General features: G+C 39.3%; 14 protein-coding genes. 9 read left to right on the forward strand and 5 right to left on the reverse strand.

Translation table 11 applies throughout. The features are described from left to right. Nucleotides 1-92: 92 nt before the first annotated feature. A complete protein-coding gene (locus BM207_RS10240) occupies nucleotides 93-1,262 on the forward strand; it encodes a hypothetical protein (protein WP_090993636.1) in 1,170 nt (389 codons plus the stop codon). Nucleotides 1,263-1,267: 5 nt separating this feature from the next. Here the strand turns inward: BM207_RS10240 and BM207_RS10245 are convergent, their stop codons facing one another. The 3 genes from BM207_RS10245 to BM207_RS10255 are packed head-to-tail and all read right to left on the reverse strand — an operon-like array spanning nucleotide 1,268 to nucleotide 5,303. Beyond that, nucleotides 1,268-2,794 (reverse strand): TlpA family protein disulfide reductase, encoded by a 1,527-nt coding sequence (locus tag BM207_RS10245; RefSeq protein WP_090993638.1) that lies wholly within the window; start codon nucleotides 2,792-2,794, stop codon nucleotides 1,268-1,270. Between the two features lie 14 nt (nucleotides 2,795-2,808). After that, entirely contained in the window at nucleotides 2,809-3,567 is a 759-nt protein-coding gene (locus tag BM207_RS10250; protein WP_090993641.1) for a LytR/AlgR family response regulator transcription factor, read from the reverse strand. Further along, the gene (locus BM207_RS10255; protein ID WP_090993643.1) at nucleotides 3,564-5,303 is read right to left on the reverse strand and encodes a sensor histidine kinase; all 1,740 of its coding nucleotides are present in this window, start codon (nucleotides 5,301-5,303) and stop codon (nucleotides 3,564-3,566) included. Before BM207_RS10255 ends, BM207_RS10250 begins: the two co-directional genes overlap by 4 nt. Before the next feature lie 182 nt (nucleotides 5,304-5,485). Between BM207_RS10255 and BM207_RS10260 the strand changes: the two genes are divergently transcribed. The 6 genes from BM207_RS10260 (at nucleotide 5,486) to BM207_RS10285 (ending at nucleotide 12,761) form a co-directional block, all read left to right on the forward strand. Further along, on the forward strand, nucleotides 5,486-7,129 hold the full coding sequence (locus BM207_RS10260; protein WP_090993646.1) for a M14 family metallopeptidase: 1,644 nt from the start codon (nucleotides 5,486-5,488) through the stop codon (nucleotides 7,127-7,129). Between the two features lie 11 nt (nucleotides 7,130-7,140). Then, nucleotides 7,141-8,874: a M14 family metallopeptidase gene (locus tag BM207_RS10265; protein ID WP_090993648.1), complete on the forward strand. Its 1,734-nt coding sequence runs from the start codon at nucleotides 7,141-7,143 to the stop codon at nucleotides 8,872-8,874. Between the two features lie 48 nt (nucleotides 8,875-8,922). After that, the gene (locus tag BM207_RS10270) at nucleotides 8,923-11,304 is read left to right on the forward strand and encodes a S9 family peptidase (protein ID WP_090993650.1); all 2,382 of its coding nucleotides are present in this window, start codon (nucleotides 8,923-8,925) and stop codon (nucleotides 11,302-11,304) included. A gap of 250 nt (nucleotides 11,305-11,554) precedes the next feature. Further along, nucleotides 11,555-12,193 (forward strand): peroxiredoxin, encoded by a 639-nt coding sequence (locus tag BM207_RS10275; protein WP_090993652.1) that lies wholly within the window; start codon nucleotides 11,555-11,557, stop codon nucleotides 12,191-12,193. A gap of 8 nt (nucleotides 12,194-12,201) precedes the next feature. Then, on the forward strand, nucleotides 12,202-12,510 hold the full coding sequence (locus tag BM207_RS10280) for a thioredoxin family protein (protein ID WP_090993654.1): 309 nt from the start codon (nucleotides 12,202-12,204) through the stop codon (nucleotides 12,508-12,510). A 2-nt stretch (nucleotides 12,511-12,512) separates the two neighbouring features. Then, nucleotides 12,513-12,761, forward strand: coding sequence for a DUF6952 family protein (locus tag BM207_RS10285; RefSeq protein WP_090993656.1), 249 nt, complete (start codon nucleotides 12,513-12,515; stop codon nucleotides 12,759-12,761). A gap of 44 nt (nucleotides 12,762-12,805) precedes the next feature. Here the strand turns inward: BM207_RS10285 and BM207_RS10290 are convergent, their stop codons facing one another. Together BM207_RS10290 and BM207_RS10295 are read right to left on the reverse strand one after the other, a co-directional pair. Beyond that, nucleotides 12,806-13,342, reverse strand: coding sequence for a pyridoxamine 5'-phosphate oxidase family protein (locus tag BM207_RS10290; protein ID WP_090993657.1), 537 nt, complete (start codon nucleotides 13,340-13,342; stop codon nucleotides 12,806-12,808). A gap of 47 nt (nucleotides 13,343-13,389) precedes the next feature. After that, on the reverse strand, nucleotides 13,390-14,154 hold the full coding sequence (locus BM207_RS10295; RefSeq protein WP_090993660.1) for a DeoR/GlpR family DNA-binding transcription regulator: 765 nt from the start codon (nucleotides 14,152-14,154) through the stop codon (nucleotides 13,390-13,392). 177 nt (nucleotides 14,155-14,331) lie between these two features. Between BM207_RS10295 and BM207_RS10300 the strand changes: the two genes are divergently transcribed. Then, nucleotides 14,332-15,942, forward strand: a complete 1,611-nt coding sequence (locus BM207_RS10300) for a glycerol-3-phosphate dehydrogenase/oxidase (RefSeq protein ID WP_090993936.1) — start codon at nucleotides 14,332-14,334, stop codon at nucleotides 15,940-15,942. Nucleotides 15,943-16,070: 128 nt separating this feature from the next. Beyond that, the gene (locus BM207_RS10305) at nucleotides 16,071-19,343 is read left to right on the forward strand and encodes a SusC/RagA family TonB-linked outer membrane protein (protein ID WP_245768075.1); all 3,273 of its coding nucleotides are present in this window, start codon (nucleotides 16,071-16,073) and stop codon (nucleotides 19,341-19,343) included. The last annotated feature ends 1 nt before the right edge of the window (nucleotide 19,344 follow it).

Genomic DNA, 19,344 nt, shown 5'->3' on the forward strand with positions numbered 1-19,344 from the left:
GAGGAATTGTTAAATATAGTTAAAATGAATGTAGAAAGTTATAGAAAAACATCTAATAGTCTCATATTGCGTATATTATATAAAGGAATAGCATGATGAAGAAATTGTTTTTTATTTTTTGGTTAAGTCTTGTTGGCCTTCAGCTTAAGGCTCAGACCTCAAAACCAGCTGTTTTGGTAGTTGGAAATGGAAATGCAGCAGCAGGTGCGGCGATCCAAGCGGCAGTGTCTGGTGTAAAAACAACAATTTTATTGCAGGCCGGTGGCTTTGATGTCAATCCTATAGCAGGCGACCTTAACTCGGGTATTCAAGCAGAATTTTTAAAGAGAGTAAATAATAGCCAGGATAAACAAATAGCCAATGAAGTACTCACAAAATGGACAGATACTTTAAAAAATTTGACGGTAATAAAAAATGCGCTGTGGGTTAAGGCAGATCGCTCAGGAAGTAGCTGGTCGTTTAAGTTAAATGATGGACAAACCATTAAAGCGAGAATTTTAATTAATGCCGGGGATGTGAAATTGCAAAGTGCATTGAAAATTGATAATTTACCAACCAGTTATGAAATCCCGTTAAACTATGATGCCACCTTATATAGGACAAGTGTTGCGGCAGGTAAGCAAGTAAAAGGAACTACAGCAACCGTTTTCTCTATGTATAATTTTTTTATTCCCGAAGAGGAAAATCTTTTATGGTTAAAAGGAGATGAAAGCATGTTAATAGGCCAGGCGGCAGGAGCAACTGCTGCTTATGCAGGTTTTTTTGGGGTTAAGACTTCTGAAGTAAATTTGAAAGCCATACAAGGCGAGCTTATTAATTATAAGTTAGCTTTAATGCCCTTTGCTGATATTAAACAAGATGATGCTAACTGGAAAGCAATTCAGTTTGTTGGCGTAACGGGCATAATCAAAGGAAATATTCAAAATACTAAGGTAGAGTTCTCGCCAAATAGCCTAGTAACCATTGATGATATAAAGCAACCAATTAAAGACTTTTATTATAAAGCTCAAATCTGGTTCGATGATTATAAAGGTTCAACTTTAACACTAAAAGCTGCGTTAGAGCTGATTTGTTATGTCGGACAAAAGTCGCCAGAAAGTACCCCAAAAGAAATTGAGAAAAAGTGGAAAGCAACATACAAGCTTGACAGCGATTTTGATTTAAATAAACAAATAAATAGAAGGGAGCTTGCAGTGATTTTACAAGACTACATGCCCCCTTTTAATATAAATGTTGATAAGAATGGGAAGGTAATAAGATAGAGCTATTAAAGTCCTACGACTTTTTTAAGACTTTCCCTATTTAAAGAGCCCATATGTGTGATGCTTTTTGAATTTACCTTACCATTGGAATCGATCACTACGTAAGTCGGAAACCCACCTTCTGCACGAAGCGTTGTTCGTAACTTAGCTAGAACCTTCTCGTCTATAAAGACGTGTGTACCAGACACCTGCATTTCTGCAACTTTCTTTTTCCAAAGGTCAATATTCGAGCCATCAGTGGTACATAAATAAACGTAGTCTATCGGCAAATCCTTGTTTTGCTCATGTAAGCTTTTACTCGACGGTAAATCTGCTAAACAAGGACCGCACCAAGTTGCCCAAATATCTATGATCAATGCCCTTTTCGGAAACTTCGCTTTTAAACTGAAAAGAAAATCATCAGCATTTGTTTGCTCCTCTACCTGGTAAAGATCTGCTCCAAAAGGCAATTTCATTAAAGGTTTGCCAATATCAGTTGTTTCCAACTTTTTTGACACCGCAAACAAGCTATCTACTTTTTTTTGATTTAGGACGGCTTTGGCAAGTTCATTATTCGCAATAGCTTTGCACCATTTAGTTCGAATGCTATTGATGATCGATGAGTAGGAGTTGGCAAAGTTATCTTTGTAGGTGTCTAAAAGAAAGAGCTTTATAACGTCCGATTTCTGCGGTGTGTACAAACTGTCTAACAGCATGAGTGTACCTGGCAACCCTTTTTCTTTTGTCCCATACTTGGCGTTTGAGCTATAAATTTGCAGATACTGATAAAACAAGGCACCGTCGTTACTGGTGAAATAGGGCTTGTGATCGCTAATCTCGTTAAAAAGCCTATCTGGCATTTTATCATCCCAATAGCATACAGAAAGGTTTCCGTACAAACCAGACATAGACTCGTTTCTAACTGCCCAGCCATAGTTCGGAAAACCTGAAATAAACTCTTCATCTATCTGCATTAACGCTTTCTTAATGGAATCAACCTTAAAGAGAAAGACATCCTCTGAAGTTGTTTTTCTTAATTTACCCAATGCACTCAAACTTTCGTCTAGTTTTTCTTTGTCCTTTTTCCTAAAAAGCACATTTTTGTTCATCACTGTATTCAATTCCCCATCTTCCCCTGAATAGGCTATTCCCTCTCCAGTCATATATGCAGCTCCATCTTTTAGTTTTTCAGCATCAATAGTAACCGTCAAGCCCGAATTAATATATATTCCGGCATACAGATACTTGCCCACACTTAACCATATTTGCTGATAAGGCAAATTTTGGTCAAGAACGATTTTAGATAACCCTGCAGCGTTTGTCTCCGCATATTTTTTAGTTTGCAAATTTCCCCCTAATTGCACCATTGTGCATTGGATGTTCACTTTTTTCACGCTATCAGGAAGATTTTTGATCTGAATAGTTAGCGTAGCCGGCTGGCGGTTTGTGAGATAGGTATCCATCCTTTTATCTTCAATCTGAAGGGGAGAGCTGTTTTGTGCCAATAGTTGCGTACAACTACATAATAGCAATAAATATAAGATGTGTTTCATTTTGGATTATAATTTTATTTTTTTAACGTATGTAATGTTTTGAGTACATTTTCTTTTTTCCCTCTTGAAATAGGAATGCGCGTATCGTCGTTCAACAATAAATAGCCGCTATCTTCCTTGATTAAACTCTTTATGAACTTGCTATTCACCAAATGTGATTGATGACAACGGATAAAATCGTAATTCGTCAACAGTTCTTCATATTCGAAAATGGGTTTTGATACCATGATGTTTTTTCCGTCAGTAAGATAGAATTGAGTGTAAGCATTGGAAGATTCACAACGGATTATTTCACCAGTATTCACGAACCTAATTTCTTTGATTGAGGCCAGCGCAAGCTTATGCTCTTTTTTAGCATCCTTGTTTCGAATGAGGGCCATTAAATTTTCCAGCTGAAAGTTCTGTTTCCTTTGATTGAGTTTTGCATCTACCTTGCTGATTGAGGCTTTCAGTTCATCAGGGTTCACTGGCTTAAGCAGATAGTCTATAGCTGAGAACTTTACAGCCTGTATACCATAATGGTCGAATGCAGTAACAAATATAACCTCAAAATGATAGTGTGGTAATGCCTTAAGCACATCAAATCCATTTTTTCCCGGCATTTGTATGTCTAAAAATAGTAGGTCAGGATTGGTTGCTACAATCAAAGAAATTGCGTCATCAGCATTCGTTGCAACACCTACAATCGTTACGGGTAATTCATGTTTCAATAGTAAGCCTTCTACGTTTTCAATGTTGTTTTTTTCGTCGTCAATAATTACGGCTCTTATCATATTAACCAATTTTTGAAGTGGATGGTGATCTGTGTCTTGTCTTCTACGCGTCTTGTGGCAAATTCAATCTGCTGATCATTGAGCGTTTGATTCAACAGCTTTATCCTTTCCTTTGTGAGCTGCAGGCCAAATCCGTTAGATTCTTTTTGATTGAAACCTTCGCCATTATCCATCACCTGAACAAGCATGTCATTCCCCACTTTTTCAAATGATACGGTTAATCTCCCTTGTTCCTGTAAGGATGATATACCATGCTTTACGGCATTCTCTACTAAAGGTTGTAAGAAGAGACTCGGAATTTCTATCGCATTCGTGTCTATCTCACGACTGACAGCTATCTGATAGCTAAATCCGAAACGTAATTTTTCAAGATTTAGATAGTTTTCTAAGATTCTTATTTCACTAGAAATACTTACAAACTCGTTATGAGTAGCTTTTAACGATTCACGCATTAAATTGCTAAATTCAAGTAGGTATTTGGACGCATTTTCTGAATCTTTTTTTGTGATAAGCCCCTGTATAGAGCTCAACGCATTAAACACAAAATGTGGATTAAATTGTGAACGGATAGATTTAAGTTCGGTCTGCACTACCTGCCTTAATGTGCCCTGTGCTTTTAGCTTTTCTGCCTGTTTTCTAGATCGCCACAAAAGTATCAAAAAGCCCACAGCCAACAGTCCAAGGATGCTCAAACCTGTTTTGGCCCATAATGTTTGATACCAGGCCGGATAAATGGTAAATGGATATTTGCAAATATGCATTCTTTGGACACTGTACCGTATCAGCAGTTCATATTTACCAGGCGAAAGATTCTTGAGCCACACGAGGTTAAAATCAAAATCATTTACTTTCCACCCCGTACTATCGCTGCCCTTTACCAAATTGTATTCAATAATGTTTTTAGACTTAATGATGTCATCTAAATAAAAAATCAGATTGTTCTCATTGTGACGAAAATCCTTATTCAACTTGAGCAATGTTGAGTCTTTGCTCCAGTCAACAGATTTCCCATTCTCCCTTTGATCGTTCCATTGCTTTTTAAAAATGCTTAAAAAATCGGGAAGCTGGGAAAAGGTAAACACACCAATTACTTTAGGTTGCCATTTTACCCAATAGGCAGTTAATGACACTTTAATGCTATCGGGATTATCTGTTTGCCTTACCTCAAAAGTTAAAGCTTTGCCATAATCTCCTTTAAATTGACCTAAGTAAGCGGTCACTTCATCTCTTTTGGTAGAGTCCGCAATTTTAGTCATTATATACGCTTTGGTAAATAATTTCGGCGTTGTCCAAGGCAAAACAACTTTCTTATTGTTCTCTAAAACCCGAAACTGATATTTTTGTGTGTTCTCTGCATTAATCCCATTTACGGTTATAATTATTCCGGTAGAGTCGAATATAGGTACAGCATATATTCCCGCATAGCTATTGTTAGCTTGCATATACGTTTCTGATTTCTGATTAGAATAACTTTTCAATTGAGGAATTTTTTCCAGTACATGGTAATAATTTACCGCCAGTTTATTGGAGAAAAAAGCCGAAATCAATAAGTTGTTCTGCTTATAAAATTTGCCGTTGCGACTGTAAAATGTGTGGGAGAAATATTTACGGATAGAATCACCATGCTGATCGCTTTCGATAATCGGGTTGACTTTGTCAAGGGTCATCTCCAGCTTTTGCGCGTAACAAAAAGCGATAGAAAAGTAGAAAATAGCGAATGTGATCGTTCTACGCATCGGATTCTTTGAGTTTATCTGATTTCAAAGTAAAGGCTTTAAGCTATTGGTTGTATATGAGGATTTGAATCTTGTAACTACTATTTTGAATTTGGTAGTTAAAGTAACATTTGTAAAACCTTAATGTGCTTAGGTTGTTGTAATTGCTTTTTTATATAAATTGCACATAAAACCCAAACAAAATGAAGAAACTTTACCTATTTAGCTTGTTCCTTCTGTTTTTTGCTGCAATGTCTTTTGCTCAGAACCAACAGGATTATAGCACAAATGCAATTTTAACCCAAAGGGTTAAGTTGCTAGTTCAGAAATACCCACAATGGGTTAAATCTAAATCTCTCACACAAACACTAGGCGGAAAAGATATTCTGATGCTTACCATCGGATCTGGAAAGACAGAAGGTAAGCCTGCTATTGCTGTTGTTGGCGGAGTGGAAGGCAAGCATCTGCTCGGTGTAGAAATGGCAATCGGCTTCGCAGAAAAGCTTTTGGCGGGCTCTGGGACAGATACCGTTAAAAATTTGTTAGCTAAACAAACTTTTTATGTTTTTCCGAACATGAGTCCGGATGCTACTGAGCAGTATTTTGCTAAAGTAAAAAGTGAGCGTAGTGGTAACGAAAATAAAACAGATGATGACCGCGACGGAAAGACAAATGAAGATGGCTCCGATGATTTAGATGGAAATGGTAAGATTACCTGGATGCGGATTTTAAACCCTACCGGAAAATATAAACTTAATACAGATGATCCAAGGTCGCTTGTATTAGCAGACGCAACAAAGGGTGAGACGGGAAAGTACATTTTATTGCCCGAAGGGTTAGATAATGATAAAGATGGCAATTTTAATGAAGATGGGGAGGGCGGGATACACTTTAACAAAAATTCAAGTTTCAATTTTAAAGCGTTTGCGCCAGGAAGTGGTGAGTATGCTGTTTCTGAAAAGGAGAATCGGGCATTATTCGACTTTCTTTTTGACGCTTTTAACGTTTATGCCGTAGTTACTTTTGGTCCAGTGAACAATCTTTCTACGCCAGTGACTTTTAATCCGAGTGGTATAGCAAAAAGGGTAATTACGAGTTGGTACGACGCTGATGTTAAAGCAAATACGTTGGTGTCTGATCGATATAATAAAATTACTAAGACAAAAGATGCACCAAAAGCGCCAGGAGAAAGTGGAGATTTTTCACAGTGGGGATACTTTCACTATGGTCGTTTAAGTTTTAGTACCCCAGGATGGTGGGTGCCAAAAGTAACGCCTGATTCTGCTCGTAAAGAGAAGAAACTTACCAATGATGACGTAGTAGCGGCTTATTTACGTTGGGCTGCCGGCCAGGGAATTACGAATACATTTACACCATGGAAGGCGGTAACTCATCCTGATTTTCCAGGGGAGACAGTTGAGGTAGGCGGGCTAGATCCATTTGTATTGATTAATCCTCCGTACAAATTAGTAGATGGCATTGTAACTAAACACACTGATTTTTTAGTTGCCCTTGCGGGGATGGCGCCAAAGTTAGACATGGTAAATATTAAAATGGAAAAAGTTGCAGATGGGTTAAACCGTGTTACCTTAATGGTGATGAATACTGGAGAATTACCCACCTACACCAAAGTTGGAGATCGAAGCTATTTCTTAAAAAAGATTTTGGTAAAACTGAACCTAAATACCAATCAATCTGTGGTTAGCGGACGCAAAACTCAAACGATAGAGAGTATTCAAGGAAAAGAGTATAAAGAATTAACCTGGCTAATCAAAGGGAACGGCAAAATAACAATCGACGCTGGCAGCCCCACTACAGGTAGTAAATCTATTGAAGTAACGCTATAATCTGTACAAGAATGAATATTAAACATACTATTTTTCTGGCGGTAATGATGTTTTACGCTGGAATTGTAAGCGCTCAAAAACCCGAGAATTTTTTGGCAGCAGTAGGTACCCCGCCAAATCCGAAAGTAACAGTAAGTTGGAATCGTTATAACGATTACGCTGCCATCACGGATATCTGTAAAAAGCTAGCCGCTGCCCATCCAAATTTGGTAAAGCTTGAAGCGATGGGAAAATCGTTTCAGGGGAAAGACCTTTGGGTGATGACAATCAGTGATGCCAAGGTTGGAAATCCCGATAAAAAACCAGCGATGTATATTGATGGAAATATACACTCTAACGAGATCCAGGGAAGTGAGTTTGCACTCTATACGGCATGGTATTTAGTAGAGATGCACGCTGCAGGTAATAAAGCAATCCAATCCTTACTTGCAGAGAAAACATTTTACATTGCTCCAACCATTAACCCAGACGCACGGGATCATTTTATACATCAGGCAAATACTGCTCATTCGCCCCGTACAGGCTTAATTCCGATCGATAATGATAGAGACGGTGGAACAAATGAAGATGGCTTTGACGATTTAGATGGGGACGGGCACATTGTGATGATGCGCCGTAAAAATGTTAATGGCCGTTATAAGGTCGACCCAAGCGATAACCGTAGAATGATTATGGTCGGCGGAGAAGAAAAAGGCGAATACGAGCTACTGGGGTCGGAAGGGATCGACAATGATGGTGATGGTTTTGTAAATGAAGACGGGGAAGGAGCTTATGATCCCAACCGTGATTGGGGATGGAACTGGCAACCAAACTATATTCAGGGAGGAGCCTATAAATACCCATTCTCTATCCCAGAAAATAGAGCTATTGTTGATTTTGTAATGAAACACCCAAATATTGCTGCGGCACAATCTTACCACAATAACGGAGGCATGATTTTAAGGGGACCGGGTGCCTTAGAAGATTTGGATACATATAATGCGCAAGATGTTCGCGTTTATGATGCATTAGGAAAGAAAGGTGAGGAAATGTTGCCGGGCTACCGATATTTGGTGGTTTATAAAGATTTATACTCTGTTTTTGGAGGCGAGTTAGATTGGTTTTACGGTGGTAGAGGAATTTATACCTTTTCTAATGAGTTGTGGACCGGCTACTCTATGTACAATAAAAAAGATGGAGAAGACAGCCAAAATCAACTTTACACATTCGATAAAGACCTTTTAATGAAAGATGCTTTTGTAGAATGGCACCCCTTTAAACACCCAACTTACGGCGATATTGAAATTGGTGGGTTTAAGAAAACTTATACGCGTTTACATCCAGGCTTTTTGTTAGAAAGTGACGCACATCGCAATATGGCTTTTAGCGTTTTCCACGCATATAATACACCAAAACTAAGTGTAGGAGAAATAGAGGTGGTTAATATTGGAGGTGGCCTAACTCAAGTAACTGCGATTGTGAATAACGAAAGAATGATTCCTACGCATTCTAGTCAGGATGTTAAAAACAACATCGAGACCCCCGATATCATTTCGCTATCTGGAGGTACTGTAGTTGCAGGAATGACGGTTATGAACCGCGACTTAGGAATTACAACCGAACAAAAAGGTGACCCTGCAAATATCAAAGTCGACAATATTGCAGGACATAGCTATGTAACTGTTCGCTGGTTGGTAAAGGGTGGTGCAAAATTTACGGTAAACGTAACTAGTAAAAAAGGCGGAACAGCAAGTAAATCAAACTAATACTAATTTTGTTGTCCAACGCATCGCGAAGGATTTAAAGATTGAATCATGAAGAAATATATATTAGCACTCCTATTGTTATCGACAGTTGTGCACGCGCAGCAAGTTGCACCTTTAACAGTTGAGAAAATAATGCGTGATCCGAAATGGATGGGGGTGGCGCCAACGAATTACAAATGGTCTGCAGATAGTAAAACGGTTTTCTTTACCTGGAATCCAGAGAGTAAAGAAAAAGACCAGACTTATAGCGTTAGCGTGGTAAATGGGAAGCCAATTTTAGCTGATGATAAAAACATGGCGCAGGAGATTGGAAATAATTATACTTATAACAACGATCGTAGTTTAGGCCTTTACGAGAAAGGCGGCGATATTTATTTTTATAATTTTAAAACCAAGGTAGAGTCCAGATTAACCAATACGGTAGAAAGAGAAAGTGGAGCACGCTTTTTATTTAATAATGAAATTGTTTATCAACGTGGCGATAATGTATTTCAGGTTAACCTTGCGAATAGCGAACTTAAACAATTAACCAATTTTGTAAGGGGTAAAAGACCGACAAGTCCCGAAAGGCCTATGGCAAGTGTTCAGGATTCCTGGTTAAAGACTGATCAAGCCGAGTTGTTCGATATCATTAAGAAAAGAAATAAAGCGGGTACAAGAAGCGGTATGTTTGGGGGAGGTGGAAGAGGCGGTTTCAATACCAGCTTTACACCGCAAAAAATGATCAAAACAATTTATTTGGAGGATAGAATATTAACTAATATTATTGTTAGTCCGGATGGAAGATTTGTTACTTATCGCCTAACAACACCGGTAACCACTAACCATAATATTATTGTTCCTAATTATGTAACTGCTTCTGGTTACACGGAAGATATACCCGGTAGAACTAAGGTTGGGGAAACCCTAGCGAAATCCGAATCGTTTATTTACGACCAGCAAAGGGATAGTATATATGTTATTCACACAGCCCAAATTCCTGGGATAAAAGACCTGCCTGATTATGTAAAAGATTATCCCAAACAATTGGAGGAGCGTGCAAAGAAAAATGAAGATAGAAAAGTTAACCTTTTAGGACCAATTTGGAATGAAAGGGGTAGTAATGCGATTATAATAGCTGATGCAGCCGATAACAAAGATTTGTGGATATTAAAGCTTAATGCCGCTACTGGCGAAGTGAGTTTATTAGATAGACAAAGAGATGAGGCTTGGATTGGAGGACCTGGAGTTGGTGGAAGAAGTTTAGGCTGGATAGATCAAAACCGGTTTTACTATCAAAGTGAGGCGACAGGCTACTCTCATGTATATGTGTGTAATATTGCAACTGGTGAGAAAAAGCAAATAACTTCGGGTAAATGGGAAGTACAAAGCTTGCAATTATCTAAAGATAAGAAAACATTTTATTTGTCGGGCAACAAGGAACATCCAGGTATTACTCATTTTTATAAGATGAATATCGAAGGGGGAGATTTCGTTCAATTAACTTCGATGAAAGGGGGCAATGAGATTACGATGTCACCCGACGAGAAATGGTTAGCGATTAACTATTCTTATATGGACAAGCCATGGGAACTGTACATCCAACCGAATAAGCCCGGAGCCAAAGCGGTTCAGGTAACTAAGTCTACCTCAACAGAATTTGATTCCTATAAATGGCGTCAACCGGATATGGTTACATTTAAGAATCGCCATGGTGCGGATGTTTATGCACGGGTTTATCCGGCTACCAACCCACATCCTAATAAACCAGCGGTCGTGTTTGTACACGGGGCAGGTTATTTACAAAATGTACATTTCTGGTGGAGCCAGTATTTTAGGGAATATATGTTCAATAACATGTTGGCCGATAATGGCTATACAGTAATTGATATTGATTATACCGCAAGCTCTGGCTACGGTAGAGATCACCGTACGGGAATTTATCGCGATATGGGAGGTAAAGATTTATCTGATAATGTGGACGGTGTTAAAATGCTAGTGGAAAAATATGGCGTTAATCCTAAACATGTAGGCTTGTACGGGGGCTCTTACGGTGGTTTCATCACTCTAATGGGTATGTTTAAAGAACCAGAGGTTTTTGCTGCTGGAGCGGCCTTAAGGTCGGTTACTGATTGGGCGCATTATAATCACGGATACACTTCCAATATTTTGAATGAGCCCGTTAACGACCCGATTGCCTATAAGCGCAGTTCCCCTATTTATTACGCAGATAAGTTAAAAGGGAACTTATTAATGGCACACGGTATGGTTGATGTAAATGTAAATTTTCAAGATATTGTGCGTATTACTCAACGCTTTATCGAGCTGGGAAAAGATAATTGGGAGCTTGCCGTGTACCCGGTAGAAGATCATGGCTTTGTTGAGCCAAGCAGTTGGACCGATGAGTATAAACGGATTTTTAAACTGTTTGAAACAACGCTGAAGAAATAGTCTCGGGTGTGAGAGAATCCGTCATTGCGAGGCACGAAGCAATCTGTGAGATAGATTGCTTCGTGCCTCGCAATGACGGTACTTGCTTGCTAATTTCCATGGCAATAAACCCAGGGCTGATGACTCTGGGTTATTTAAATAGATTTTATCTATAAGCCCATAAAAACTATAGATGGGCAATAAGTTAAGCCTCGTTGTTTTTGACTTCAATTAGCCGTACCTTTGCGCCATAAATAAAAAAATTATAATTATGGCATTTGTAGGAAAAAAGTTCCCTAACGTTAGTATTGATGCAATATCTGAAATGGGCGATGATATGAAAATCAATATCTTTGAAGAAGCAGTAAATAAGAAAACTAAAGTATTGTTATTCTGGTATCCGAAAGATTTCACTTTTGTTTGTCCAACAGAATTACATGCTTTTCAAGCAGCCCTTCCAGAGTTTGAACAAAGAAATACGATGGTAGTCGGCGCATCATGTGATACGAATGAAGTTCACTTTGCTTGGTTAAACACGGCAAAAGATAATGGCGGGATTGAAGGTGTTACCTATCCTCTGTTAGCTGATACACACAGACATTTATCTAGCATTTTGGATATCTTGGATCAGGAGGTTAATTACGATGCAGAAGGAAATGAATCATTCGAAGGTTCTAATGTTTCTTACCGCGCAACCTATTTAATTGACGAAACGGGTAAGGTATTCCACGAAAGTGTAAACGATATGCCGTTGGGTAGAAATGTTAAAGAATATTTACGCTTAATCGATGCTTATAGCCACGTACAAAAACATGGTGAGGTTTGTCCGGCGAATTGGGAAGAAGGTGCAGTTGCGATGAGTGCTGACAGACAAAGTGTTGCAGAGTATTTGAGTGCTCATTTAAACTAAGTTAAAAGATGTTTTTAGAATTATCAGAAGATAACCTTCAACAGTTTTTGGAAGACAACACCAAAGTAATGGTACAGTATTCAGCCTCATGGTGTGGGAATTGTAGAATTATGAAGCCGAAGTTTAAAAAATTAGCTACGGAGAATGAAAGCGTTGCCTTTTTAATGGTAGATGCTGAAAAATATCCAAACTCAAGAAAATTTGCAAATGTAGATAATCTACCAACTTTTGCTGCTTTTGAGCATGGCGCTTTAGTAGGTCAAATTCAAACCAACAAGGTTGAGGGGTTGAATGAGTTGTTTACCAAGATTAAATAAGCATGAAAATTCCGGTAATTAGACAATTATTTCAGAATAGTACGCCCGAAGAATTGGAAACAACCTTAAGCGTATTAGAGGGGTTTTGTGAGTTTAGAGGGGTAAGCGAAACCGAAATTGATGTGGCAGGCGAGATGATCACCAATATTTGTGGTGCACTCGAGGTTCATGCCAAAGTTAAAGACGGCGTTTTAGAAAAAGATGCCTTAAATGCTTTTGCTCAACGCGTAATGGGCTCTATTGATAGATAATTTTACTGGGCTTACGAAACCTTAAGACTTCGTAAGCCTAGTTTTTAAACGTCTAGTTTTCCTTCGATTGAATCGTCTAATGTTTTGCCGATAATTGCGCCGGCAATCATTTTTACAAAAGCGATTGCGTTACCGTGCTTATTGTCCCAGTAATATCCCTGTGTAGGCTCTACTTTGATGACTGAAATCCGCGGATCGTCTTCGCCTTCTGTGAACCAGACTTTTAATAGGGGTTCCCAAAGCTCCTTAATTTTAGCTCGGTCTTCTGAAATGGTTGCTATACCATAAATGCTCAGAAAATCCGAATGTTTTGATCCTTGAAACAATAGTTGTACAAAAGGATCCACGGCTACTTCGTCATTTTTGTGGCTGTCATTGGCGCTGAGAAACCAAAAATTTCCTTCCTCATCGACTTTTTGAACAGACATGGGCCGGGTTGAAGGAGGTAATCCTGTTTTGATGTTGCTGCAAAAGAAGCAACTGCTATTCTTTTCGGTTATTTCTTTTATTCTTTCTGCTGCTGCGCTGCCTGAAAGATCTTCATGATTTTTTTCGGGTTGTTGTTTATTGATGCTATCCATAGACTTGAGTTATGAAAAGCTAACAATGAATTTAAGAGATTGTTTTACTATACAATCGAAATTTTAATCCCCAAACTCTCTAAGCCTTTTCTCATTACTTCAGAAATTCCCCTGTCAGTAATAATATGATCTACTTTGTCGAGACCACAAATTCTTCCAAAACCACGTTTACCGAACTTGGTAGAATCGGCAAGTACAATGATTTTTTGCGAAGCGGCAATCATTTGACGGTTAAGGTGGGCTTCCAGGGCATTTGTTGTTGTTAAACCGAATTCTAAATCAATCCCGTCCACACCTAGAAACAACTTGCTGCAATAAGATTCAATAAGCATTCCTTCCGCATACGGACCCGTAACGGAAGAGGAGCTTTTTCTTAATACACCCCCCAATTGGATAACTTCAACATTTGTTTGGTGGACGAGTTCCAGGGCAACATTTAAGGACGCTGTTACGACTGTGAGCGTTTCAACAGGTTGGATGTTTCTTGCAAAAGCTAAAACTGTTGTGCCAGAAGCAATAATAATCGAGTCGTTCTCTTCTACAAGTTTAGCTGCAACTTGCCCAATCTGCATTTTCTCTGTCGCCTGGAGCAGCTCCTTTTCATTTACAGGACGATCCACAATATACGGGTTGTTTAAGGTAGCCCCACCATGCGTTCTGTACAGTAAAGACTTGTCTTCAAGTAATTTTAAATCCTTCCGAATGGTGACAGAAGAAACTTTAAGCTCTTTACATAGGGTCTGGACATCCAAACTTCCATGTTGCTGAATCTTATTTAAGATATATTGATGTCTCTCTGCAATGCCTATCATTTTATGAAGATTAAATCTGGCGTTCAAGATAAATATATTTTATAAAATAAAACATCCCAGGAAGATTAAAAATAATAAGACGAATACTTTTTTATTTAAAAAATTATGTATAGTTTCGTTTATGATAATTTAAGCGCGAAACGAAAGTTATCGAAAGATCATTTAAAAAGAGAGTTAATGAACGGAATTGCTTTTAATAGGGAAACTTTTTTAGATCAACTAGCAAATCGTAGTGATTGGGATGTAATTATTGTCGGGGGTGGGGCTACAGGCCTGGGTGTAGCAGTAGATTCTGCAACCAGAGGCTTCAGTACCTTGCTTTTAGAACAATCCGACTTTGCTAAAGGCACTTCAAGCCGTAGTACAAAGTTAGTACATGGTGGCGTGAGGTATTTGGCTCAGGGCGACATAGCTTTGGTGTATGAAGCACTGCATGAGCGCGGTTTGTTGCTTAAGAATGCGCCTCATTTAGTGAAGGATCAAGAATTTATTATTCCTATTTATTCTTGGTTTTCCAAATATAAATACCTTTTAGGATTAACATTTTATGATATGCTGGCGGGTAAAAGTGGTTTTGGTAAATCATCTTTTCTTAAGAAGGAAAAAGTAATTGCTGCGATACCTGGTCTTAAAGAAAAAGGCTTAATTGGTGGGGTGCGCTATAGTGACGGGCAATTTGATGATGCAAGATTAGCCCTTAACTTAGCACAAACGGCAGCAGAGCACAATGGAGTAATTTTAAATTATATGAAAGTTACTTCCCTAACAAAAACTGGAGACAAGGTGTCTGGTGTAATCGCTGAAGATGCTGAGACCGGCAAGTCTTACAAGTTAAATGCAAAAACAATCGTAAATGCTACAGGAGTATTTGTTGACGAGATCCTAAAGATGGATATGCCTTCTGGCGATCCTTTGGTGAGGCCAAGTCAGGGAGCACATATTGTTTTAGATCAGTCTTTTTTGCAAGGTGATGCGGCTTTGATGATTCCTAAAACAACTGACGGCCGGGTTTTGTTTGCTGTGCCTTGGCATGGAAAGGTGTTAGTGGGAACTACTGATACGCCACTAAATGCACATAGCTTGGAACCGGTTGCATTAGCAGAAGAAGTAGATTTTATACTAGCCACGGCGGGGCAATATCTTACCAAAACGCCAACAAAGCACGATGTACTTTCTGTATTTGCCGGCCTTCGCCCATTAGCTGCCCCAGGGAAAAATACCAATAGCACGAAAGAAATTTCAAGAAGCCATAAGTTAATTGTTGCCCAGTCGGGCCTAATTACGATTACGGGCGGTAAGTGGACCACCTATAGAAAAATGGCTATGGATGTCTTAGATAAAGCCATAGAGATTGGGCAGCTTGCGGTCAAAAAATGTGTCAGTCAGGACGTACATATCCATGGTTTCCAAAATCAAAGGCTTAAAGACGACCTGGCAATTTACGGTAGCGATGCTGATGAAATACGGAAGCTAATGAAAGAAAATCCAGGTCTTTCTAATCCTTTGCACCCAGCTTACAGGTTTAACCAAGCGGAAGTAGTATGGATGGTAAGGAGCGAAATGGCAAGGACGGTAGAAGATGTTTTAGCAAGAAGAATGAGGGTCTTGTTTTTAGACGCAAAGGGCGCGATTGCATTGGCTCCTGCAGTTGCAAAAATTATGGCAAATGAATTGAAAAAGGATGATGGTTGGGTTGATGATCAACTCAGGGCTTTTAATCGTTTAGCAAGCGCATATTTACTTTATGAAGTTTTAATAACTCAAAAAGAAGTTATGGGAGTAGCATAAATAGATTTTAACTTAATAGAGATTTAATATAAACTTTACGTAGAAAAGAGACATTTGTCCCGTTAGTTAAAAATGAAATAAATCGAAACGTAAGTAAACAAAAGAAACTAACCAAAATAAATCAAGTGATGAATAGAGATTATCTTAGAAGGAAGGCTTTAGTGTATATACTTGGGGCGACCAAGTTGGTCACGGCTATAGCCTTACCCTTATTTTTGTTTGAAGTGCCGGCAATGGCTTTTGTCGCACCGCCAATGCTTGTCCAATCGCAAGAAATTGTTACTATAAAAGGTAAAGTTGTTGACGAAGCTGACAATTCTGCCATTCCTGGTGCAACGTTGGTGGATGCACAGCGCAAAGTATTGGGCTTAACCAATGCTGATGGTATGTTTAGTATCAAATTGCCAAAAGGAACAGCTTTTAGCGTTAATATGATTGGCTATACAACATATACGCACACCGCTAATCAAACCAATGACAACCTGATGGTGAGAATGAGTGCCTCCAACAGTCGACTGCAAGAAGTTGTTGTTACGGCATTAGGAATAAAGCGAGAGGAGAAATCATTGGGTTATGCCGTTACAAAAATAGATAGCACGCAGCTAACCAACGCGATTTCCAGTAACTGGACCGATGCATTGTCTGGAAAGGTTGCGGGGTTAAATCTTGTCAGAAACGGCGGCCCAGCTGGATCAAACAAGATTATTCTGCGTGGAGAGAATAACTTGACAGGTGATAACGAGGCTTTGATTGTAATAGACGGTGTAGTGGCAAGTAGCAGTTCTAGACGTACGGCTTCCACAGGCGGTGGTGTTTATGGAACTTCTGGTGATATTATGCCAGCCGATTTTGGCAGCGCCCTGAACGATTTAAACCCAGACGACATACAAGATGTTACCGTGCTAAAAGGCCCTGGAGCGTCTGCCTTGTATGGCCAGCGGGGTGCTAATGGTGCAATTTTAATTACCACCAAGTCAGGTAACAAGAATAAAGGGAAGCTTGGTATTACTTTCACATCAAATACTGCATGGGAGAGTGTAAACCGTGGTCCCGACAGACAGAGCGAATATGGACAAGGACAATTCGGTGTGTCGTACTTTTCGTATGGTACTACCGATGATGGCGCAAGTACCAACGGAACCAGCGCAACTTGGGGTGCTCCGTTCGCTTCAGGGGGGAACTTCTTCCAATACGATCCAGCTCTCAAAGGCCGGAGTTTAGAGAGAATGCCATGGGTTTCCTATGAAGATCCGATTGATGCGTTTTTTAAAACAGGTTTAGAAACAACAAATTCAGTAAGTTTAGGCGGAACATTTAAAAAGATCGCACTACGCTTTTCTGCTAGTCACGGTACAAATGAGTGGATAGTGCCTAATACGGGTTTAGAACGTACTTCGGCATCTCTCTCCGCGAACACCAACCTTACTAATAAACTGAGTTTATCATTGAAAGTTGGGTATAATAACCGATTTAGTGATAATTTACCAGCCACGGGTTATGGCAATCAATCACTGATGTATTGGTTTATGTTTGCCCAACCCAATGTTAATACCGATTGGTACAGAGACTATTGGGTAAATGGGATGGTAAACCGTCAATTTGTGAACATCACCACAACGAACCCAGAAAGCCCTTATGCAATTTCAGAACAATATCTGAATTCGCAGCGAAGAAATGGTGTTTTAGGCAATATTCAAGCCACCTATAAATTTACAGATGAATTAAGTTTGATGCTTCGGTCGTCTATAGATTATAATAAGGATAATCGCGATACTAGGCGCCCATTTGATGCTTCAGGAAATAAATTTGCACAAGGATCTTACCGTGAGCAGGACATTAATTCATATGAAGTAAATGCAGATTTCTTATTAAAGTATGACAAAAAAATCACTAAAGATCTAAGTCTGTCAGCAACTGCTGGGGGCAGCCAGATGAGAAACCACTATAATAAAGCCGAACTAAGAGCGGATGGTCTAAAAGAGCCGGGAATTTATAGGTTGGATAATAATGCAAATCCTTTAATCTCTGTGCCAGATACGGCACAATACCGTATTAACAGTTTCTATGGAGCGATGTCATTTGCTTTCAAGAATTACTTGTATTTGGATTTAACAGGGAGACAAGATTGGAGCAGTACTTTGGCAACGCCAACGAGGACGGATAATGTTGGATTCTTCTACCCGTCTGCTAGTGTATCATTTGTACCGTCAGATCTATGGCAAATGCCAAAAGCTATTAATTTTGCTAAATTAAGAGCATCCATATCGCAGGTAGGTAGCGGAGGTACTTCACCTTACCGTACAGCTTACAACTATACCTTAGCATCCAATGGAATTTATCCAGACAGTGCGATGACCAATCCAAACGTTTTGCCAAATCCGAATTTGAAACCGTTAAAAACGACAACCTTAGAGGTTGGAGCTGAAGTTAAGTTTTTTAATAACAGATTAAGCTTTGATATAGCTGCCTATGCAGGAAGCACTAAAAATCAGATTTTAAATAGGTTAGTTGATCGAGCAACGGGATATAATGTTGCAGTAGTTAATATCGGAAGAGTTGACAACAAGGGTTTGGAGCTCGCTGTGAATGGAACAGTCCTAAAAGCGAAAGAATTTAGTTGGAACTTAACGGGAACTTTTACAGCTAACCGAAACAAAATCAAGGAATTAGCGGACAGTTCGGTAGTACTCCGGACTGGCGCATTGGGAGGTGGACAAGTAGTTGCAAATGTAGGTGGCAGTATGGGTGATCTTTACGGCCGTGGCTATCTCCGTTCTCCGGACGGCCAGATTATTTTTGACCCAACCACGGGAAATGCGAGAACCAATTCAACAGACTTACTTTATCTTGGAAATACAATGCCTAAATTTAGATTCAGTTTTGGAACGGGTATAACTTATAAGCGTTTTAATGTAAACGCGTTGTTTGATGCACAACTGGGAGCTGTTGGCCACTCGCTAACGTTCTCTAGAATGGCTGCGCTAGGGAAGCTTAAAATAACGCTGCCGGGAAGATATAATGGAGTAGTGGGAGATGGGGTAGTCGAAAACCCAGATGGTACGTACCGTAAAAATGATGTGATAGCGACGAATTTTGAGAGTTATTACACCTCACTTTATGGCTCTGATCAAGCAGAGGGAAGTGTGTTTAGAACGGATTATGTTAAATTTAGGGAGGCTACGATAGGCTACTCGCTTAAATCAGACCTTGCAAGGAAACTGGGATTATCTAGTGTAAAATTGAGCTTTTACGGACGTAATTTATTTATTTGGTCGCCATGGCCGGCATTCGACCCTGAGTTTGGAACATTATCTGGTTCAGACATTGTTCAAGGGTTTGAAACTGGTCAATTGCCATCAACCAGGACTTATGGTTTTCGTTTAGTTGTAGGTGTTAATTAAA

Origin of the sequence: Pedobacter insulae, assembly GCF_900113525.1 — a bacterium.
Taxonomy (GTDB): domain Bacteria; phylum Bacteroidota; class Bacteroidia; order Sphingobacteriales; family Sphingobacteriaceae; genus Pedobacter; species Pedobacter insulae.

Excerpts from the sequence above, each read along its gene's own strand:
- BM207_RS10240 (WP_090993636.1), top strand. The coding sequence starts at position 93 with ATGATGAAGAAATTGTTTTTTATTTTTTGGTTAAGTCTTGTTGGCCTT.
- BM207_RS10245 (WP_090993638.1), bottom strand. The coding sequence starts at position 2,794 with ATGAAACACATCTTATATTTATTGCTATTATGTAGTTGTACGCAACTA.
- BM207_RS10250 (WP_090993641.1), bottom strand. The coding sequence starts at position 3,567 with ATGATAAGAGCCGTAATTATTGACGACGAAAAAAACAACATTGAAAAC.
- BM207_RS10255 (WP_090993643.1), bottom strand. The coding sequence starts at position 5,303 with ATGCGTAGAACGATCACATTCGCTATTTTCTACTTTTCTATCGCTTTT.
- BM207_RS10260 (WP_090993646.1), top strand. The coding sequence starts at position 5,486 with ATGAAGAAACTTTACCTATTTAGCTTGTTCCTTCTGTTTTTTGCTGCA.
- BM207_RS10265 (WP_090993648.1), top strand. The coding sequence starts at position 7,141 with ATGAATATTAAACATACTATTTTTCTGGCGGTAATGATGTTTTACGCT.
- BM207_RS10270 (WP_090993650.1), top strand. The coding sequence starts at position 8,923 with ATGAAGAAATATATATTAGCACTCCTATTGTTATCGACAGTTGTGCAC.
- BM207_RS10275 (WP_090993652.1), top strand. The coding sequence starts at position 11,555 with ATGGCATTTGTAGGAAAAAAGTTCCCTAACGTTAGTATTGATGCAATA.
- BM207_RS10280 (WP_090993654.1), top strand. The coding sequence starts at position 12,202 with ATGTTTTTAGAATTATCAGAAGATAACCTTCAACAGTTTTTGGAAGAC.
- BM207_RS10285 (WP_090993656.1), top strand. The coding sequence starts at position 12,513 with ATGAAAATTCCGGTAATTAGACAATTATTTCAGAATAGTACGCCCGAA.
- BM207_RS10290 (WP_090993657.1), bottom strand. The coding sequence starts at position 13,342 with ATGGATAGCATCAATAAACAACAACCCGAAAAAAATCATGAAGATCTT.
- BM207_RS10295 (WP_090993660.1), bottom strand. The coding sequence starts at position 14,154 with ATGATAGGCATTGCAGAGAGACATCAATATATCTTAAATAAGATTCAG.
- BM207_RS10300 (WP_090993936.1), top strand. The coding sequence starts at position 14,332 with ATGAACGGAATTGCTTTTAATAGGGAAACTTTTTTAGATCAACTAGCA.
- BM207_RS10305 (WP_245768075.1), top strand. The coding sequence starts at position 16,071 with ATGAATAGAGATTATCTTAGAAGGAAGGCTTTAGTGTATATACTTGGG.